The sequence below is a fragment of the Kitasatospora sp. LaBMicrA B282 genome, from assembly GCF_050325825.1.
Lineage (GTDB): Bacteria > Actinomycetota > Actinomycetes > Streptomycetales > Streptomycetaceae > Kitasatospora.
In genome coordinates this window covers 53,702-71,925 of the sequence record NZ_JBNQTI010000021.1, presented here as the reverse complement: position 1 = coordinate 71,925, position 18,224 = coordinate 53,702, and the positions used below count along the sequence as shown (strand labels likewise).

Genomic DNA, 18,224 nt, shown 5'->3' with positions numbered 1-18,224 from the left:
GCCGGCCTCCTCGGCCACCGTCCACCCGTTCTTGCGCTCCAACGGCGCCAGCAGGCCCCGCATGTAGGCCAGCGCCGACTCCCGCGACTCACTTCGCGCGAACCGGTCGGCAAACCGCTCATGTAGTCCGGCCAACCCGTTTGACCAGCGACGAGCATCAACCTCGGATATGTCCCCACCCATGAACAGCCCAACGAGCGAACCCGACAACCGTCACGGTAAGCACCGTTGCAGTACTAGAGCGGTGCGGCGGCCTCGGGCGGCCCGCCGTGGCGGCCAGTTCGGCACGGAGGCCGTCGCGCGCGGCCGGCTCCAGCGAGACCAGCGCGCCACCGAGGTCCAGGCGCATCGCCGGATGCTGCTGCTCGGCCGCCGGGCGGGAGACCACCGGGGTGAGCGCGGCCGCCCGCGGCTCGGCACCGTCCGCCCAGAGCGCGGCGGCGAGCCGACGCAGCTGGGCCATTCCGTCGCGGTGCGGGGAGTTCGCCGAGACCGCCAGGTGCTCGCGCTCGCCGAGCGTGTCGCCCACCAGGGAGGTCAGTTGCCCGCCGCCCAGCTGGACGAAGACCCGGAAGCCGGCCGCGTAGAGGGCTTCGACCAGCGGACGGAACCGCACCGGCTCCAGCAGGTGGCGCAGGAAGAGGGCGCGCACCTCGGCCTCGGCGGCGGGGAACGGTGCTGCCGTGGTCCCGGACCAGAGCGGCACGGTCGGCCGGTGCAGGTCGAAGCGCTCGGCCGCCTGCCGGATCGGTGCCAGGTAGGGCGCCAGCATCGGGGTGTGGAAGCCGGAGCGGAACGGCAGCACCTGCCCCAGCACGCCGCGGGCGCGGAACCAGCGCACCAGCTGCCCGACGGGCTCCTCCGGGCCGCAGACGATCGACTGCTGCGGGGCGTTGTCGTGGGAGAGCACGACCTGCGCCATGCCGTCCACCGTTGCCAGCGCCGCGCTCACCTCGCCGGCCGGGGCGCCGAGGGCGGCGAAGGCGAGCCCCGGCACCTGCAGGGCGTCGGGGTCGAAGGACTCCAGGAAGGCGTCCACCGAGGCACCGGAGTACAGGCCGGCGGCGACCATCGCCGTCCACTCCCCGACGCTGTGTCCGGCCACCGCGTCCGGCCGCACCCCGATCCGGCGCAGCGCCGCATCGAGCAGCCGACCGACCGCGACCACGGCCGCGCCGTGTCGCCCGACATCGCCCACGCCGCCCGTCAGCACCGGGCGGGGCAGCCGGAAGTGGTCGGCGACGTCGTCCACCCGCGGGGCGAACTCACCTTCCAGGCCTGGGAAGAGGAAGGCCACCCGACCCGCCAGGTCGGCGCCGAGCAGGGGTTCGGAGACGAACCAAAGGTCGCTGCGCCCGCGCCAGGGGCGTCCCTTGGCGACCGCGCGGCGAGCCAGCGCCAGCCGCTTGGCGCTCGGGTCGGGGACGGCCAGCCGGCAGCGCGGCGCGTTCCGGTCCGGTTCCGCCAGGCCCGCGGCGAGCACGGCCCGGTCCTCGGCGGCCAGCAGGGCGGCGAGCTGTTCGGGCCCCTCGGCGGCGAGCCTGAGCACCCGTTCGGGTTCGGTCACGACGGCGCTCGGCCGCACCGGAGCCCGACGGGCCGGCACCTGGTCCGGGGCCTGCTCCAGCACCACGTGGGCGTTGATCCCGCCGAAGCCGAAGGCGTTCACCCCGGCTCGCCGGGGCGTGCCGTCCGGGGTCCACCAGGGCTGCGCGGCGCCGAGGGTCCGGAACCGGGTGCCGGCCAGCGCGGGGTGCGGCTCCTCGCAGTGCAGGGTGGGCAGCAGCACCGCGTGGTGCACGGCCAGGGCCGCCTTGACCAGTCCGGCGACGCCGGCGGCCGGCATGGTGTGGCCGATCATCGACTTCACCGAGCCGAGCACCGCCCGCGGCTGCCCGGTCGGCGCCGGACCGAACACCTCGGCCAGGGTGGCGAGTTCGGCTGCATCGCCGGCCGGGGTCGCGGTGCCGTGGGCTTCCAGCAGGCCCAGCGCCCCGCGGGCCGCCGGGTCCAGCCCCGCCGCCCGCCAGGCCGCCCGCACCGCCCGGCCCTGACCGCCCGGGTCCGGGGCGGCCGGGCCCGCGGTCCGGCCGTCACTGGCCACGCCGGTGCCGCGGATCACCGCGTAGATCCGGTCGCCGTCCCGCTGCGCGTCGGCGAGCCGCTTGAGCGCCACCACGCCGGTGCCCTCGCCGATCAGCAGTCCGTCGGCGTTCCGGTGGAACGGGCGGATCCGCTGGCTGCGGGAGAGCGCCCGCAGTTGGGCGAAGACGCTCCACAGCGTGACGTCGTGGCAGTGGTGCACGCCGCCGGCCAGCACCAGGTCGCAGCGGCCGACCGCCAGCTCGCCCACCGCCTGGTCGACCGCGACCAGTGAGGAGGCGCAGGCCGCGTCCACCGTGTAGGCGGGGCCGCGCAGGTCGAGCCGGTTGGCCAGCCGGGAGGCGGCGAGGTTGGGCACCAGGCCGATCGCGGACTCCGGCCGGTCGGGACCCAGCCGGTCGGTGAACGCCGAGCGCACCCGGGCGAGTTGGTCGTCGGTCAGCTCGGGCAGCAGCTCGCCGAGGGTGCGGACCAGCTGGTGCGCCCCGCGCACCCGCTGGTCGAGCCGGACCAGGCCCGGTGTGAGGTACCCGCCCCGGCCCAGCACCACCCCGACCCGGTCGCGGTCGGGCAGCCGGTCCGGGCCACCGGCGTCCTCGATGGCGGCCGCAGCCACCCGCAGGGCGATCAGCTGGTCGGGCTCGGTGCCGGGCACCGAGGTCGGCATGATGCCGAACTCGGTCGGCCGGACCTCGGCGAGCCGGTCCACGAAGCCGCCGCGCCGGCAGTAGAGCCGGTCGGGTCGCACCGGTCCGACCGCAGCCGCCGGGTCGTAGTAGGCCGCGTCCCAACGGCCCTCGGGCACCTCGGTGATCGCGTCGACGCCCTCCACCAGGTTCCGCCAGTAGGTCGCCAGGTCGGGGGCGCCCGGCAGCAGCACCGCCATGCCCACCACGGCCACCGGCGGCAGTTGACCGCCCGTCACCGCTGCCCTCACCAGCCCGAGGCGGTGTAGACCACGGACCGCAGCGACTCCTCGCCCCAGGCGAGCTCGCGCAGCAGGGCCAGGGTGCCCGCGTCCGGGTCGATCAGCCGCACGCCGCGCCGGGCGTAGTCGCGGGCCAGCTCCGGCGAGACCATGCCGACGTGCGCACCGGCGGGCGCCCACGGGCCCCAGTGCACGGTCAGCGCCCGGCGCCCGGTCCGCCGTGACCAGCGGGCGCCCAGCTCCTCCAAGGCGTCGTTGGCCGCCGCGTAGTCACTCTGGCCGCGGTTGCCGAGCGCGGCGGCCAGGCTGCCGAAGAGCACGGTGAACCGCGGCCCGGCCGGCAGTTCGCCCAGCGCGTCGAGCAGGGCCCGCGCGCCGTCCGCCTTGGTGGCGAAGACCCGCCGGAACGACTCCGGGTCCTTCTCGGCGAACACCTTGTCCTCGATCACGCCCGCGGCGAAGACCACACCGTCCAGCCGTCCGTGCTCCGCGTGGATCTCCTTGACCGCCTGCCGCAGGGCCGCCGCGTCGGCCGCGTCCACCACCTGGTAGCGCGCGGGCGAACCCAGCGCGGACAGCTCGTCGAGCGTCCGCGCGACCTCGCGCCCGGCCAGCAGCCGGGCCGCGGTGCGGTCGACCTCGGCCAGCGGCACGCCCTGCCGGGACAGCACGGACCGCAGCGCCGCCCGGTCCGCGGCGGCGGCCACCGCCGGGCTCTCGCCGCCCTGCGGTGGCGTGCTGCGGCCCAGCAGCTCCAGGCGGCAGCGCGAGGCCGCCGCGAGCGTCGCCGCGAAGCGCGCGGCGATGCCACGGGCGCCGCCGACCAGCAGGACCACCGCGTCGCGGCCCAGCCCCAGCGCGCCCGCCTCCGCCGCGCCGTCGCCGGCGGGCCCGGCACCGGTGCTGCCCAGTAGGCCGAGCGGGCGCTCCACCAGCGCCAGGCCCCGGCGTCCGGCCGCGCCGTGCAGCACCACGGGCTCGCGGTGCTCGGCCGGCGACCGGTCGGCCGACACGTCATCGGCCGGGACCTCGTCGAACGGGACCTCGTCGGCCAGCAGCTCGTCGACCAGGGTGCGGGCCCGCTGGTCCGGGGCGACGTCGCCGTCGAACTCGACGAGCCGGACCGTGGTCCGCGGGTACTCGCGGCTCAACGAGCGGAACAGGCCGCGCAGGCCGTCCGCGCGGCCGGCCCCGGACGGTGGCGCGTTGCGGGCGGCGATCAGCCGGCGGGGTGCCGTGGCCAAGGCGCTGCGCCAGGCGGGCACGCAGCCCGGCAGGACCGGCGGGCCGTCCTCGCGCAGCGGGTCCAGCAGCAGCACGCCGTCCACCGGGCCGTGGGACGCGTCCAGTTCGTGCTCCGCCTCGAACGCCAGCAGTTGCGCCCCGGCCGCGGCCAGCCGCACAGCCAGCGCCTCGGCGACCGGGCCGCCGTCGGTGCCCAGCACCGCGAACCGCCGGCCGGCCAGTGACTGCGGCGCCGCGGCCGGGGCGTCCAGCGGCACGGTGGTGAACTCCAGGCGGACGGGCTCGTGGCCGACGATGTCCGCCGGCTCGTCCGGCTCCCCGGTCACCACCGGCTCCGCCGGCGCCACCGGTTCCGCTGCCACCGTCGGCTGCGGAGCGCCGAGGTCGGCACCGGGCAACCGCTCGATCAGCCAGCCGGTCATCGCGGCCGCGGTGCGGGCCCGGGAGAGCTGCTCCATCTCCTCGTCCCCGAGCGTGGCGAGCTCGCCGCCCCGGCCTGCGCCGAGCCGGCGGGCGAGTCGGCCGACGATCTCGGTGCGCTTGATGGAGTCGATGCCGAGGTCCGCCTCGAGGTCCAGGCCGGGTTCGATCATGTCGGCCGGGTAGCCGGTGCGCTCGGCGATCACCTCCACCACCGCACGCAGCACCTCGGCCGCACCGAGGCCGGGCTGCGCCGCGTCGGGCAACCTGGTGGCCGCCCCGGCGCCGCTGTCGTTCGGCGGCGTCACCCCGGCGACCGCCGGCAGCACCGCCGCCACCGGTTCCGGGACCGTGCGCACCACCGGGACCGGCGGGAGCGGCGGGACCGTCACCGAGACCTGCGGCAGGCCGCCCGCCCCGGCGAGATGGGCGAGCAGCACGTCCCGCTGAGCCGCGATCAGTTCCCGGCTGCTGCGCAGGAACTCCGCCACCAGGGCGTCCCCGGCGCCGTGCTGGGCGTTCGCCTGCGGTTCCTGTGTCGTCACGAGGTCTCCAGCTACGGGTCGGGCCGGTGCCAGCGCACCGGGCAGGAGTGCTCCGTCGGCGGTGCGCACCAGGTGCCCGTCCACCGTCCAGCCGGGCCGGCGCGAGGTCCCCGCCCGGCCCGCGTCCACCGCGGCACGGCCGCGCAGCAGGCGGCCGGCGTGCACCGGCACCCCGGCGACAGCCAGTTCGGCCAACGCGTCCAGGAAGCCGGGCAGGCCGCCCCGGCGTCCCTCCACCGACACCGCCCGGTGCGGACGCCCACCCAGCACCCGCGAGACCAGCCGGGTCAGCACCGACCCGGGCCCGGCCTCGACGAACACCCGGGCGCCCGCCGCGTACATCGCCTCGATCTGCTCCGCGAAGCGCACCGGGGCGCCGATCTGCGCGGCCAGCTCGCCGCGCACCGCCGCCGGATCCGCCGGGTAGGGCGCGGCCGCGCGGTTCCCCCAGACCGTGAACTCCGGGCCGCGCACCATCCGGTCGGCCAGTGCCGCGGCGAACCGCTCGCCCGCGCCCGCCACCAGCGGGCTGTGGAAGGCGCAGGCCACCGGCAGCCGGGTCACGCCGTACCCGGCGGCCGTCAGCAGTCGGGTGGCGCTCGCCACCTCCTCGGTCCCGCCGGAGACGACCGTCTGATCGGGGGCGTTGTGGTTCGCGGCGACGACCCGGCCGGCCAGTCCACCGGCCAGCAGCACCTCCTCGACCTGTTCGGCGCCGGCCACCACGGCGGCCATCGCGCCCGGGTCGCCGCCCTCGCCGACGGCGTCCAGGATCGCGTGCGCCCGGTCCGCGCTGATCGCGGGCAGCTCCTCGGGCGCCAACGCGCCCGCCGCGCAGAGCGCCACCAGCTCGCCGTAGCTGTGCCCCGCGGCCTGCTGCGGTCGCACGCCCGCCAGCTCCAGCAGCTCATGGACCGCCAGCCCGACCATGCCGAGCGCGGGTTGGGCCACCCGGGTGTCGGTCAGGACGGCGCGCTGCCGCTGCCGCGCCTGCGGGGTGAAGGCCGTGGGCGGGTACAGCGCGTCCGCGTACGCCCGTCCCGGCAGCAGGTGCCGCTGCAGCCGGGGGAAGGCCGCGAACAGGTCCGCGCACATGCCGGGGCGCTGACTGCCCTGCCCGGGGAAGAGGAAGGCCACGTCGCCGCGTGCCACCTCGCCTGCTGACTCGCTCCCGACCATTGCGCGCTGCTCGGCCAGGTGCAGCCCGGCGGCCGGGTCGCTCTCCTCCGCCAGGGCCCGGCCCAGCAGCACGACCAGCTCCGCGACGTCGCGGGCGACCACCGCCACCTGCACCGGCCCGGTCGCCGCCTGCGCCCGGTCGGCGGCCACCAGCGCCAGGTCGCGCAGCCGCCACGGCGTGCCCTGCGCCTGCGCCTCGTCCCGGAGCCGTGCCACCGCGCGCAGCGCAGCCGCCCGGTCACCGCCCCGGAAGGTGAGGAGCTCGGCCGGCCACTCCTGCAGCCCGTGCACCGGGGCCGGACCGTCGTACCCACGCAGCACGGCATGGAAGTTGGTGCCGCCAAAGCCGAACGCGCTGACCCCGACCACCCGTTCGGCGGGCGGCGCGACCCACGGCCGGGCCTCGGCATGGAAGACGAACGGGCTGTCGCCGTTCTGCCAGGCCGGGTTCGGCTGCTCCAGGTGCAGGGTCGGCGGCTTGATCCCGGTGTGCAGCGCCAGCGAGGCCTTGATCAGCCCCGCCAGGCCGGCCGCGCACTTGGTGTGGCCGATCTGCGACTTGACCGACCCCAGGGCGCAGCTCCGCGGTGCCGCGCCGGCCCGGCTGAAGACCTCGTTCAGGGTGGCCAGTTCGGTGCGGTCGCCGACCACCGTCCCGGTGCCGTGCGCCTCCACCAGCCCCACCTCGGCCGGCCCGATCCCGGCGCTGCGGTAGGCGCGCTCCAGGGCCGCCCGCTGCCCGTCGGGGCTGGGCGCGGTCAGCCCCAGCGACCGGCCGTCGCTGGCACTGCCGACGCCCTCGATGACCGCGTACACCCGGTCGCCGTCGCGCTCCGCGTCCGCCAGCCGCTTCAGCACCAGGCAGCCCACCCCCTCGCCGAGGGTGATCCCGTCCGCCGACGCGTCGAACGGGCGGGACCTGCCGGTCGGCGAGAGCGCGTGCACCGAGGCGAAGAGCAGGTAGTCGTTGATCCCGTTGTGCAGGTCCGCGCCGCCGCACAGCACCAGGTCGCTGGTGCCCGCCACCAGTTCCTTGCAGGCCACGTCGAGCGCCGCCAGCGAGGAGGCGCAGGCGGCGTCCACGGTGAAGTTGGCGCCGCCCAGGTCGAGCCGGTTGGCGATCCGCCCGGAGATGACGTTGGCCAGCATGCCGGCGAAGGAGTCCTCGGTGAGCGGCGGCAGTTGCTCGGCGAGCGCCTGCGGGACGGTGTCCAGGTAGGCGGGCAGCACGGCCGCCAGCACGCCCGCGTTCGACAGGTCGCTGCCCGCCTCGGCGCCGAACACCACGGCGGCGCGGGAGCGGTCGAAGGGGCGTCCACGGCCCTGGCCTCCGCTCTGTCCGGCGCTCCGTCCCGCGCCCTGGCCGGCGCCCTGGCCGGCGCCCTGGCCCGCGGCCTGGCCCGCGCCCTGGCCCGCGCCCTGGCCCGCGCCCTGGCCGGCGTCGTACCCGGCGTCCTGCAACGCCCGCCGGGCCGCTTCCAGCGCCAGCAGCTGCACCGGCTCGACGCTGCTCAGGGCGGCGGGCGGGATGCCGTAGTCCAGCGGGTCGAACGGGATCGGCGGCAGGAAGCCGCCCCACTTGGAGGGCGTGGTCCCGGGCTCGCCGGCGGTGGCGTGGTAGCGGGCCGGGTCCCAGCGCTCGGCGGGCACCTCGGTCACCGCGTCCACCCCGCCCACCACGTTCGCCCAGAACGCCGGCAGGTCGGGGGCCTGCGGGAACATGCCGGCCATGCCGACCACCGCGATCCGCAGCGGTGCAGGCTCGGGCCTGGCCTCGGGCCCGGCCACCGTCTCGATGCCTTGGCGCAGCCCCAGCGGCTCCGTCAGCTCGGCGGCCCGGGCCGCCAGGAAGCCGGCCGCGCCGGTGCTCACCTCGGCGTGCAGCGCGGCCAGTGTCGTGGTGGCCGCGCGCAGCACCGCGACCTGCCCGGCCATGAACATGCCCCGCTCCAGTTGCCCCCGCGCGTCCACCGGGGCGAGGACCCCCGCCACCCGGTCGACGCCCTTGGCGGCGATCCGCAGCCGGCCCACGTTCAGCCGCTCCAGCCGCTCCCAGGCCTCGCGGCCCATCCGGCCGTCCGCCCGCAACCGCTCGCGCAGCGCCCGGAACTCCGCGGTGAACGGGCTCGGCACGCATCGGGTGGCGTGCCCGGGCGCGGTCTGCAGCAGCTCGGTGCCGTCCGCCGCCAGCACCTGCCGCTGGAACTGCGGTTGCACCGCCCCGCGCGCCACCGCCTCCTCGGTGAACAGGTACGCCGTCCCCATCAGCACCCCCGCCGCGAGCCCCCGAGCCGCCAGCGGCGCGGCCATCGCCGCCACCATCGCCGCGGACCGCGCGTCGTGCACGCCACCGGCGAACAGCACCTCCACCGGCCCGCACGCCGGGGCCGCGGCCAGGTGCTCCTCCAGTACCGCCAACTGCGCCTCCCAGAGCGGGAAGCTGTACCGCGGGCCGACGTGCCCGCCGCACTCCGAGCCTTCGAAGACAAATCTGCGGGCACCGTCCTCCAGGAACTGCCGCAGCAACCCGGGCGACGGTACGTGCAGGAAGGTGCGGATCCCCGCCTCCTCCAGCCGCCGGGCCTGCGAGGCCCGCCCGCCGGCGATCACCGCGTGGCTGGGTCCGGCCGCCAGCACCTCGGCCAGCTGGGCCTCCCGCACCTCGGCCGGGGCGAAGCCCAACACGCCGACGGCCCACGGCAGTCCGCCGACCGCGGCGGCGGTCGCGGCGAGCAGCTCGCGGGTCCGCTCCGCGCCGGCCAACGCCAGTGCCACGCACGGCAGTGCGCCGGCCGCGGCCACCGCCGCGGCGAATCCCGGCTGGTCGCTGACCCGGGTCATCGGCCCCTGCACCACCGGCAGCCGGGTGCCCAGTGCCCGGCCCAGCGGCGCGCCGGGACCGACCAGGGCCGCGGCCGCACCCGGCGCCGCCACCACCTGCAGGCCCTCCGCGACCGCCTCGCGCACCGCGCGCACCGCACGACCGACCGTGCCGTGGCGTTCGGCGAACAGCGGTGCCAGGAAGCCGTCCTGACCGACCGGCAGGTCGAACTGGGAGCCTGGTGCGTGCGGGCGTGCTGCTTGGGCGCCGGTTGGCTGCGGGCTTGTCGGGTGGCCCCGCCGGGTACTGCGCAGCGCGCGCCAGCCGTCCACCACGGTCGTCTCGGAACCGTCCAGGCCGCGCACGGCCGCCGCAACCTCCGCCGGCACCGCGGACTCCGCCAACAGCGCGAGCTGACTGTCCAGCACCACCCCGGCGGCCCCGCCCGCCACCGCCGCCGCGGCCGTGCGCAGCCCGATGCCGCCCCAGGCCCAGACCGGCACCTCGATCCCCGCCGCGGACAGCAGGTGCTGGAGCAGCACGAACGTGCTCAACTCCCCCACCCGGCCGCCGCTCTCGCCACCGCGCGCGAGCAGCCCGTGGGCCCCGGCGCGCACGGCGGCCCGCGCCTGCGCCAGGTCCGTCACCTCGGCCAGCACCCGGTGTCCCGACCGGAGTTCGGAGACTTCCCAGCCCGGGACGTCCGCCGCCAGCACGACGACGCTCGGGCCGGCACCGCCCGCGGCGCGCAGTTCGCCGGGAGCCATCCGACACCCGGGCCCCACCCGGACGCCGTACCCGGGCGATCCACCTCCGCGGAGCCTGGCCAGCTCGACGCGCGACCGTCGATCGCCAACGCCCAGGTCCAGTACGCCCATTGCACCCGCGTGGCGCAGGGCCTCGACGAGCCCGGCGTCCGGTAAGTGGAAGGGGGTGATCCCGATGACGACATCGGTCGGCGAGCACGGCGAACAGTAGGGCCTCATGGACGCTCCGGTTTGCATCATGGTGCAGGTGGGGGCATGAGCGAGTTCGGAGGGCCGCCGCGAGCAGCCCTGCGCCGGGATGGCGAGGCGCCATTGCGCCGTCCCGCGATCCGGTCCAACATCGAGACTACTGAGTGGTAAGGGCAGTCAGGTTAAACCCAGGCTGCGCGTACATGTCAATGGATGCGTCGCTTTCGTGTCCCGAAGCGGAACGTGAGCAACCGCGGGAGCTGTGATGGGAGTTGCCCCTGATCCGACCGTGCGTCGCAGCTCCGGGCTCGCGCAGTCCTCGCGCACTGTCCTCGCGCGGTCAGGGATGCGGCCCGGCCAGGACGCTCGGGACGGCGACGAAGTCGGCCTCGGGGCCGAAGCGCTGCTCCAGACCGTCGGCCATGGCGCGCAGGGCCGCCGCGCCGTCGCCGCGGAACGAGGAGCCGTGCATCACGGCGAGGGTGCGCGGTTCGAGGGCGGCGAGCGAGCGCAGCGTGGCCACGGCGGCGGTCAGGCAGGACGTCTGCCGGAACAGCTGCTCGGACTCGAGCGCCGCCTCGACCAGGTCCTCCTCGGTGACGGCGGGTCCGTCGCCCAGCTGGGTGAACAGATCGCCGCAGAACAGGGTGCGAGTGTGCTCCTCGAAGAGCACCCGGGCCTCCCAGTTGTGCGGCACGTGCGGGGTGTTGATGTTGCGCACGGCGCGCCGGACCTGCTCGGCGGCGATCAGGAACTGGTTGAAGGTGAAGCCCGCCGGCGGGGCGATCTCCGGCACGAAGGTCGAGATCCGGTAGACGCCCTCGGCGATCTCGTCGACACTGGTCCGCACGGTGTGCTCCGCCTCCTGCCACGGGTCCGGGTGCTCCCCCTCCATCCGATCCGACGCCCCGTCGAACCGCCGCCCGGCACGCCGCACCCTCGCCCGGACGGCCCCGGCGCCGGCACGGCGCCTGGCCGCCCGCCGCTGAGGCGACCCTCTCTCGTCAGAACGTGGGCAGGTTCTCGCCGGGGCCGAACCTGAACCCCAGGGCATGGACCAGGTCGAACACCAAGCCCTCGGCGAGCGGGTCACACTCCGCCTCGAGGGTGGCCCTCACCGCCACCGGGTCAGGGCGAAGGCCGGCTTCCTCCGCCCAGGCCACGGCGTTGCCCGTGACCTCGTCGGGGTCGCCGATCTGCTCCTCGGGAACCTCGTAGTCCCGCGCCATCTCCGGAGACAGTACGCAGTGCCAGGTCAGACCGCTCGGGCCGGCAGCTTCCACGGCGACGACATCGCTGTCGTGCACGTACATGACGAGGGCCGGGGCGCCCGTCTCGGTCACGATCGGGGCAGGCGGCAGACCACCCGCGGCCCCCGGATCAGCCCGCACGGACAGCTGCAGGATCTGCCAGTCGCCGTCCCTGGCCGACCACCACGGCGTGGTGACAACCGCTCGAAACGTCGACAACTCGGTCGCCGGCCGCTCGGCCCGCACGACGATGAAATGCCCGGAGAAACCCATGGCCCGAGACCGTAGCTCCCGGCACCGACATCCCGGCCAGAAGCAGACGGCGGCGCCCGTCAAGAAGGGGTCCCGGCACACCGTCCCTCCGCTCCACGGGCCGTCGGGCGGGAGCCCCGCGGGCCGTCCCATGGTGCACAACCCCCAGGGAGGGGCACTCGACAACGTCATGGCACCGCGCTTCGCACGATCGTGTGCAAGCCGGCGTTTCCGCCGCCACCAGTGACCGCCCGCCCGCAATGCTCGGCGGCATGCTGACCCTCACGCGGCTCGTCCGCCTCGCCGCTCTCGGCACCCTCACCTCGACCCTGTTCCTGGCCAGCCCCGGGACGGCCGGCGCGCAGACCGCTCCGCACCGGAGCCTCCGCTCCGCCGGCGAGGTCTGCTACTCCCAGCTGCCCGCGGAAGCCCACGACACCCTGGACCTGATCGACCACGGCGGCCCGTTCCCCTACTCGAGAGACGGCATCGTCTTCACCAACAGCGAAGGCGCCCTCCCCCGGCAGTCCGCGGACTACTACCACGAGTACACCGTCATCACCCCCGGCGCACCCACCCGGGGCGCCCGCCGGATCGTCACGGGCCAGGGCGATCACGAGGACTACTACACGGCCGACCACTACGCGACCTTCGCCCAGGTCGACTGGGCCTGCTGACGTCCGCTCAGCCGCTCCGCCACTCCGCCTCCTCGCGGACCGCGAGCCCGCGGCGTCGGCCGCCCCGGGCCGCGACTGCTCGCCGCCGCCACGTACCCGAACAGCCCGCCCTGCCGGGTGCGGCCGTCCCGCCGGGTCGGCGCGTCCAGGGGGTGGAATTCCGCTCGCCGGGTCCGCAGTGCGCGGCAGGGTGGGCGGCATGATGCTGCAACAGGAGACCCAGGACCTCACCGCCTACCTGGTGGCGGACGAGGTGATCGACCATCAACACCCGGAGCTGCGGGCACTGGCCGCCGAGTTGGCCACGCCCGAGGCGGCCTTCCACCACGTCCGTGACCAGGTGTGGCACTCCGCCGACGCGGGCGCGTACAGCGGGGCGTTCCGCGCCTCCGCAGTGCTGGCCGCGCGAAACGCCATCTGCCACGGCAAGTCCCACCTGCTCGCCGCGCTGCTGCGGGCGCAGGGCGTGCCGACCGGCCTGTGCTACCAGCGGCTGGAGGACGGCGAGGGCGGCTTCGTGCTGCACGGCCTCAACGCCGTGCACCTGGACGGCCGCTGGGCCCGGCTGGACGCCCGGGGCAACTGCGAGGGGGTGGACGCGCAGTACGACCTGGAGCGGGAGCGGCTGGCCTGGCCGGTCCGGCCGGAGCTGGGCGAGCGCGACTACCCCGGGGTCTTCGCCGTGCCGCCGGCCCCGCTGCTCCAGGCCCTCGCCCGGGCGGTGCCCGGGCGGGCCGGCTACGGTCACCTCCCGAGCGAGCTGCCGGTCACCGGCGGGTGAACCGGACGACGGCCCTGGCGGGCACCGGGTGGGTGGCCGCCAGGCCGTCGCTCCGTACCGGGTCGCTCAGTCCCGGCCACCCCCACACGCGCCGCCCGGCCGCCGCAGCGCGGCCCGGACCGACAGTCCCCGTTCCCGCCAGACGATGCCCGTCACCGCACCGAGAATGATCACCACGCCGATGGCGATCAGCCAGGACATGACGGCGAAGACCACGCCGATCGCGCCGTACTTCGCCGCGTTCGAGGTGATCATGCTCGATGCGGTGAGCGAGAACACCACCGCCATGCCGAGGTAGCACAGGCCGGTGGCGCAGGCGGACGGGAACAGCTCCCGCCAGGGGATCCGGCCCGCCAGCAGCACCCGGATCAGCAGCCACCAGAAGGCCACCAGCGCCACCGTGCCGACGACGCCCAGCAGCACCGGTCCGCCGACCTCGCGCACGTGCGGCACCAGCCAGGCCGACAGGGCCGCCCCTGCCACCACCACGGCCAGCCCGGCCACCCGGTGGGGCAGGTCCCTGGCGCCCCGGCCCGGGAGCTCGAAGATCAGCTGGTAGAGCTCCTGCAGTGCGGAGATCCCGGCGATGCCGCCGATCACGAAGAAGACCGACGAGGCCCCGGAGACAGCGTCATCGGTGGCCGTCGGCGAGGCGAACAGCCCGCTGACGTCGGCCACCGCCTGCCGGTCCAGCCCCAGCCGCTGCACCAACCCCACCACGGCGGTCCGGCCGGCCAGCGCATCGGTGACGATCACGAACGGGAAGAAGCAGAGCAGCAGCGTGGCCGCCAGCACCATGGCCCGGTTGATGACGCCGACGGACCGCAGTCGGTCCCGCAGCGCCTGCGCCGACGAGCCGGCGTAGCGCTCCCGGCCCGACGCCACCAGCCGCCGCAGGCGACGCGCACCCCACCGGTCGCCGAACCTCCCGCTACGGGAAGCGGTCATCCCCGCCGCGCTTCATCACGGTGTCCTTCGTGGTCCTCAGGGCCCGGCCTGCCTCGGCCGGGGTGGCGCCAGCCTGTCCCCCGCGGTCCCCGCGGCCGGGCCCTGGCACCGGATGTCACCGGGCTTCACCACGACGGGTGATCACGACTGCGCCCGGTTGCCCGCTTGGTAGGACTATCCACCGCGGACGATCCCGACGAGCGGACATGGCACGACCCCCCGGTCCGCCGTGGCGGCCCGGGGGGTCGTCGAGGCCGTCAGCCCTCCTTGACCACCAGGGTCTTGCCCGCCTTGTCGTGGAAGCACTGCTGCAGCGGCTTGTCCCAGAGCAGCGAGAGCACGTTGACCAGGGCGAAGAGCGAACCGAGGCAGTACACGGCCTGCGGCAGGCCGTAGACCGCCGAACGGGCCCAGAGCTCGTTGTCGGTGGGCCGGCCACCGTGGGCGGCGGAGACCACGCGCAGCTTCATCGCCATCTTGCCGACCGTCTGCTGGTTCTGGGTGACCATCATCAGCGCCTCGTAGCCGAAGACCACCAGGGCGTCGACGATCGCGCCCACGATCAGACCGGCGGCGGCGGCGACCAGGATCTGGATGAGGATCAGCGGGATCAGCAGCACGCCGAGGTCGATCAGGCGGGCCAGGAACCGGTCGCCCGGGCTGGCCAGGGTGCGGGTGCCCGGAGCCGGCGGACCGTACGGGTTGACCGGCCCGAGCCAGGACGGCAGCTGGCCGGGCTGCTGGTACCCGCCGGGGGGCGGCGGGTAGCCGTAACCGGGCTGCTGCTGCCCGTACTCCGGCTGCGGCGGCACGCCGTAGCCGGGCTGCTGCTGCGGCGGAAGCGGATCGTACGGACCCTGCGGCGCGCCGTACCCGGGCTGCGCCGGGGGCTGCTGGCCGTAGGGGTTCTGGGGGTCGGACGGGTACCCGTAGCCGGGAGGAGGATTCGTCATGGTTCCGCTCATTCAGTGGTGACTTGCCCTCAGAGGTTCTACTGGCCCCGCTGATCCTTTGGGAAGGCTTTGGGTTGAACTATTACGCGCTTGTGTCATCGCTGCGCCCCTGCAACAGGGTAGTGACGTGCCTCCCGGGCGGCGGCGTGGGGCCGGTCGAGGAACGTCCGCCGCGGGTGGCGCGCCACGCTGGAACGGTTCCTTGAGGGCCGAGCCGTGATCCGTATGCTCTGCGTAGTCGGAATATGCCTGTGCGTAGTCGAAATGTGCAGGGGCATATCGCACGATTTCCGGCGGCAGAGCCTGCTGCTGCACGGCGGACGGGCAGTGCCGCAACTTCCCAGGAAGGCCTGCCATGTCGGAAAGAGCGAACGGTGACCTGTTCGGCTCGGCCCCGCTCAGCCGTCGCCGGCTGCTTCTCGCCGGCTGCCTCGGCGCCGTGTCCGTGACCGCACTCGACGGCCTGATCCGGCCGCAGTGGGCCGCGGCGTCGGCCCTGCAGCCGCAGACCCCGCTGCGCGGCGCGACCATTCCCAAGTACGTCACCGCGTTGCCCACGTTCCGCGGACAGCGGGTCAGCTCGTCCTCGATGACGACCTCCTTCGTCGAGTTCGCCCAGCACGTCCTGCCGCCCCAGATGTATCCGCCCGCGTATGCGGACGGCACCTGGGTCTGGGGGTACCAGGTCGGGAACCGGCCGCCGAGTTGGCCCGGTTGCACCGTCGAGGCGTTCGAGGGGCGTCCCACCACCGTCCGCTACGTCAACCGGCTTCCCGGGTGCGACCAGGGATCACGGGTGGCGCCGCTGCTCACGGTCGACCGGACCCTGCACTGGGCCGACCCGCTGAACCAGGGGGACTCCTGCGACCCCTACCGCGGCCCGATCCCGGCCGTCGCACACCTGCACGGCGGCGAGGTGTCTTCCGCGGTCGACGGCGGACCGCAGGCCTGGTTCACCGCGGCCGGCCAGCGCGGCTCCGGCTACGCCACGAGCGCCCCGGCGGCACCCGACGAGGCCGTCTACCGGTATCCGAACGCCCAACCGGCGACCACCCTGTGGTTCCACGACCACGCGCTCGGCGTCACCCGGCTCAACGTGTACGCCGGGCTCGCCGCCTTCTACCTGGTGCGCGACCGCTACGACACCGGCCGGCCGGACAATCCGCTCGGGCTCCCCGCCGACCCGTACGAGGTCGAGATCGCGATCCAGGACCGGGAGTTCGACACCAACGGGCAGCTGCTCTTCCCGGACGGCACCAACCCGGACGCCGACCTGGTCATCCCGCCGTCCAACCCGCACGCGCACCCGTACTGGATCCCCTCGTTCCTCGGGGACGCGATGGTGGTCAACGGCCGCACCTGGCCGGTGCTCGCCGTCGAGCCGCGCCGCTACCGCTTCCGCATCCTGAACGGGTGCAACGGCCGCTACCTGTCGATGAGCCTGACCGACGCCCCGAACGCGAGCCAGGGCAACGCGCCGTCCGCGGTGCCGTTCTGGCAGATCGGCACCGACGGCGGGCTGCTCGACACCCCGGTGGAACTCAACACGCCCGGCCGACCGGACGCGCTGCGGCTGATGCTCTCGCCGGCGGAACGTGCCGATGTGATCATCGACTTCGGCGGACTCGAGGGCAGGTCGCTGATCCTGACCAACACGGCCCGCCACTCCTTCCCCACCGGCCCGCTGCCGGACCCGTCGCTGGACGGCCAGATCATGCGGATCGACGTGAACCTCCCGCTCTCCGGCCGGGACACCACGTACGACCCGGCGACCGGCACACCGCTGCGCGGCGGCCGCGGCCGGCCGGCGCCGATCGTCCGGCTCGCCGACCCCGTCACCGGCCAGGTCGCCGCCGGCGTGACGGTGCACGCCGACCGCCAACTGGTGATCAACGAGCCGGAGACGGTCGTCTGCACGCCGCCCGTCCCCGACAGCAGCGGCACGCTCATCGCCCTGGTCAACAACAGCATGTGGACCGGCCTGCGGGCCGGGACCAGCACCCCGATCTCCGGCTCCCGGCGCGACCGGTACGGCCAGGGCCTGTGGCTGACCGAACGGCCGCGGGTCGGGGCCACCGAGGTCTGGGAGATGCTCAACAGCTCGACCTTCGCGCACCCGATGCACCTGCACCTGGTCCAGTTCCAGGTGCTCAACCGGCAGGACATCGATGTCCCGGGCTACCTCGCCGCCTGGGCCGCGGGGTTCCCCGGCGGCACCTACGAAGGCCAGCTCTGCGACGGCACGCTGAGCGAGCACGTCGCCTACCCGCCCGGCGTGGTCATCCCCGGCTACGGTCCGCCCAGCGACTACCTCACCCCGAACGCCGACGGCGCGCTCGGCGGGAACCCGGCCTTCAGCCCCCACCTGACCGGCCCGGTCACGCCACCGGACCCGACCGAGGCGGGCTGGAAGGACACGGTGAACATCAACCCGGGACAGGTGACCAGGGTGATCGCCCGCTGGGCGCCCACCACGACGGCGGTGGACCGCGTCCGCCCGGGCCGGAACCTGTTCCCCTTCGACCCGACCGAGGGACCGGGCTACGTCTGGCACTGCCACATCATCGACCACGAGGACAACGAGATGATGCGGCCGTACGCGCCGACGCACTGACGGGTCACTGGAGAGTGGGAAGTCGGCGTGTCCGACTTCCCACTCCGCACAGATACCAGGTGCACTCCACGCTCCGGGCACGGTATGTTCACGCAGCCTTGCCCTCATCTCGGACGGAACCTGGTGAACGACAGCTTTGCCGCCAGCCTCTTCGGCCTGCTCCTGCTCATCCTCCGCGTCCTCGCCCCGCTCGTCGGAGCCGTGGTCGCCGGCACGCAGATCCGCCGGCGCGGGCGCAGCGCCCGCCTCGCGCTCGCCGGATGCCTGGTGCTGGCGGCGGCGCCGATCGTCTCGGCGCTCGCCGAGGTGCTCGGGCTCGGCGTCGCGATCCGGGTGACCGGCGCACTCATGGCGAGCAACGTGCTCTCCCTGGTCACCCTGCCGTTCGAGCTGACCGGCCTCGGGCTGCTGCTCGCCGCCGCCCTGTCGGCGCCCACGCCGCTCCAGGCGCCGCCGGTCCCGCCGTACGCACCCGACCCCGCCCAGGGCCGGCGCTACTGAGACACGCCCCAGGTCGGTCCTCGCCAAAATACCGATTTCCCACCCGCCTGA

Annotated in this window: 10 protein-coding genes and 1 pseudogene; 4 read left to right on the top strand and 7 right to left on the bottom strand. The window is 75.0% G+C overall.

What is annotated here, in order from left to right:
• From ACQRUO_RS09110 to ACQRUO_RS09090, 5 genes and pseudogenes are all read right to left on the bottom strand, one after another.
• Positions 1 to 183, bottom strand: a pseudogene (locus tag ACQRUO_RS09110) (IS701 family transposase); the annotation flags it as partial.
• Positions 158 to 2,989, bottom strand: coding sequence for a beta-ketoacyl synthase N-terminal-like domain-containing protein (locus ACQRUO_RS09105; RefSeq protein WP_428315246.1), 2,832 nt, complete (start codon positions 2,987 to 2,989; stop codon positions 158 to 160). The pseudogene ACQRUO_RS09110 and the gene ACQRUO_RS09105, both read right to left, overlap by 26 nt.
• A 47-nt stretch (positions 2,990 to 3,036) precedes the next feature.
• Positions 3,037 to 10,227, bottom strand: coding sequence for an SDR family NAD(P)-dependent oxidoreductase (locus ACQRUO_RS09100; protein ID WP_428315244.1), 7,191 nt, complete (start codon positions 10,225 to 10,227; stop codon positions 3,037 to 3,039).
• Positions 10,228 to 10,537: 310 nt separating this feature from the next.
• The gene (locus ACQRUO_RS09095) at positions 10,538 to 11,047 is read right to left on the bottom strand and encodes a hypothetical protein (protein ID WP_428315243.1); all 510 of its coding nucleotides are present in this window, start codon (positions 11,045 to 11,047) and stop codon (positions 10,538 to 10,540) included.
• 154 nt (positions 11,048 to 11,201) lie between these two features.
• Positions 11,202 to 11,720 carry a hypothetical protein gene (locus ACQRUO_RS09090; RefSeq protein WP_428315242.1) on the bottom strand — a complete coding sequence of 173 codons (519 nt, stop codon included), beginning with the start codon at positions 11,718 to 11,720 and terminating at the stop codon, positions 11,202 to 11,204.
• 251 nt (positions 11,721 to 11,971) lie between these two features.
• Between ACQRUO_RS09090 and ACQRUO_RS09085 the strand changes: the two genes are divergently transcribed.
• Both ACQRUO_RS09085 and ACQRUO_RS09080 read left to right on the top strand, forming a co-directional pair.
• The gene (locus ACQRUO_RS09085; protein WP_428315241.1) at positions 11,972 to 12,376 is read left to right on the top strand and encodes a ribonuclease domain-containing protein; all 405 of its coding nucleotides are present in this window, start codon (positions 11,972 to 11,974) and stop codon (positions 12,374 to 12,376) included.
• A 199-nt stretch (positions 12,377 to 12,575) separates the two neighbouring features.
• Positions 12,576 to 13,157, top strand: coding sequence for a transglutaminase-like domain-containing protein (locus tag ACQRUO_RS09080; RefSeq protein WP_428315240.1), 582 nt, complete (start codon positions 12,576 to 12,578; stop codon positions 13,155 to 13,157).
• A 66-nt stretch (positions 13,158 to 13,223) separates the two neighbouring features.
• Here the strand turns inward: ACQRUO_RS09080 and ACQRUO_RS09075 are convergent, their stop codons facing one another.
• A complete protein-coding gene (locus ACQRUO_RS09075; protein ID WP_428315239.1) occupies positions 13,224 to 14,105 on the bottom strand; it encodes a YhjD/YihY/BrkB family envelope integrity protein in 882 nt (293 codons plus the stop codon).
• Between the two features lie 257 nt (positions 14,106 to 14,362).
• A complete protein-coding gene (locus tag ACQRUO_RS09070; protein ID WP_428315238.1) occupies positions 14,363 to 15,058 on the bottom strand; it encodes an RDD family protein in 696 nt (231 codons plus the stop codon).
• Positions 15,059 to 15,413: 355 nt separating this feature from the next.
• On the opposite strand from ACQRUO_RS09070, the gene ACQRUO_RS09065 reads away from it, so the two are divergent.
• Complete coding sequence (locus ACQRUO_RS09065) at positions 15,414 to 17,672, top strand: multicopper oxidase family protein (protein WP_428315237.1); 2,259 nt, start codon at positions 15,414 to 15,416, stop codon at positions 17,670 to 17,672.
• A gap of 123 nt (positions 17,673 to 17,795) precedes the next feature.
• A complete protein-coding gene (locus ACQRUO_RS09060) occupies positions 17,796 to 18,173 on the top strand; it encodes a hypothetical protein (RefSeq protein WP_428315236.1) in 378 nt (125 codons plus the stop codon).
• The last annotated feature ends 51 nt before the right edge of the window (positions 18,174 to 18,224 follow it).